This is a genomic window from Streptomyces sp. NPDC059900, assembly GCF_050270335.1.
GTDB lineage: Bacteria > Actinomycetota > Actinomycetes > Streptomycetales > Streptomycetaceae > Streptomyces.
In genome coordinates this window covers 1,889-3,632 of sequence record NZ_JBNNJZ010000725.1, presented here as the reverse complement: position 1 = coordinate 3,632, position 1,744 = coordinate 1,889, and the positions used below count along the sequence as shown (strand labels likewise).

At 71.6% G+C, this 1,744-nt stretch carries 1 protein-coding gene; it reads right to left on the bottom strand.

Annotated features, from left to right (window positions below):
- Positions 1-1,662: condensation domain-containing protein (locus tag ACQKIP_RS42760; protein ID WP_427745480.1), on the bottom strand; the 1,662-nt coding region annotated here is incomplete at its 3' end.
- Positions 1,663-1,744: the final 82 nt, after the last annotated feature.

The window sequence follows — 1,744 nt, the reverse complement described above, 5'->3', positions numbered from 1 at the left end:
GCTGTCGACCGTCATGAAGTCCAGGCGGTCGGCGGGGTACTCCGGATCCAGCGGCACATACGCACCACCGGCCTTCCACACCGCCAGCATCGACACCACCATGTCGACACCCCGGGGCAGCCGCAGACCCACCCGCGACTCCCCGCGCACGCCCTGCCGACGGAGGTAGCGGGCCAGCCGGTTCGACCGGGCGTCCAACTCCCCGTACGAGAGGGCCTCGACGCCGCACCGAACCGCTGCCGCCCCCGGGTTCTGGGCCGCTCGCTCCCGGAAACGCTCAGGGACGGACAGTGACGGCACCGGCCGCACCGTGGCGTTCCACTCCCCCACCACCAGCGCCCGCTCGCCCGCAGCGAGCAGCTCGAGTTCACTCACCCGCACCCGCGGATCCGCCGCCACCTGCTCAAGGACCCGCACCAACCGGCCGGCGATCGCGACGACGTCCTCCCGCCCGAACAGCTCGCCCTGGTAGTCCAGCTTGAGATGCATCCGCTCCTCGGGCACCACGATCAGCGCGAGCGGATAGTGGGAGGCGTCCCGCACCGCCGGTGTGCGGCGGATTTCGAGGCGTTCGGGGGCGGGCTCCTCCTGCGGCGGGCTCGGGTAGTTCTCATACACCACGATCGTGTCGAAGACGCCGCCCGGTCCGGCGAGCCGCTGCACCTCGGGCAGTCCGAGGTGCTGGTGCGCCATCAGCGCGGACTGGCGTTTTTGCAGGTCGGCGAGGAGTTGGGCGACCGGTTGGGCGGCCTCGAGGCGTACCCGCACGGGGAGGGTGTTCATGAAAAGGCCGACCATGGACTCCACGCCGGGCAGTTCCGGGGGCCGCCCGGCGGCGGTCGCGCCGAACACCACATCCGTACGGCCCGCCAGCTGTCCAAGGACCAGCGCCCAGGCGGCCTGGATCACGGTGTTGAGGGTCACGCCCTGGCCACGGGCCAGCCGGGTGAGGTCCCGGGTCAGCTCGGCCGAGAGGTCGGTGATGAGGTTCGCGGGCTCGCCGGGCCGCCTGCCCGGGTCGGCGGGGGCGACCAGCGTCGGCTCTTCGGCGCCGGCGAGTTCTGCCTGCCAGGCCGCCCGCGCTGCGGGCTTGTCCTGGCGCTGCAACCAGGCCAGGTAGTTCCGGTACGAGGTGGCCCCGGGCAATGTGCGCGTGTCTCCGTCGGCGGCGTAGATGGCCGCCAGTTCGCCGAAGAGCACGGGCAGCGACCAGCCGTCCATGAGGACGTGGTGGCTGGTCAGCACGAGCCGGTGGCGGTCTTCGGCGAGGCGGATGAGGAGCAGTCGCAGCAGCGGCGGCGTCGCCGGGTCGAAGCGCTCCCGCAGTTCCGCCGCGCACCGCCGCTCGACCTCGGCGGCCGCGTCGGCTTCCGCCAGCCCGCTGACGTCCACGTGCTGCCAGGGCAAGGTCACCTCGCGCGCGATGACCTGCACCGGTTCGCCCGAGGTCCGCCGCCGGAAACTCGCCCGCAGCGCATCGTGCCGGCCCAGCAGCGCTTCCCAGGAGGCACGCAGCACGTCGGCGTCCAGGGGCCCGATCAGGTCGACGCCACGCTGCCCCTGGTATACATCGGCACCCTGGTCATCGAACGAAGCGTGGAACAGCAGCCCTTCCTGCAGCGGCGACAACGGCCAAACGTCCTCGACACGAGCTCGGGCCATCAGCTTTTCTCCTCACAGTTGCCTGGGTCGAGTGGCTTACGCGCGATCGTCGGCCCATGCGGACTCGAGATCGTCGACCTCG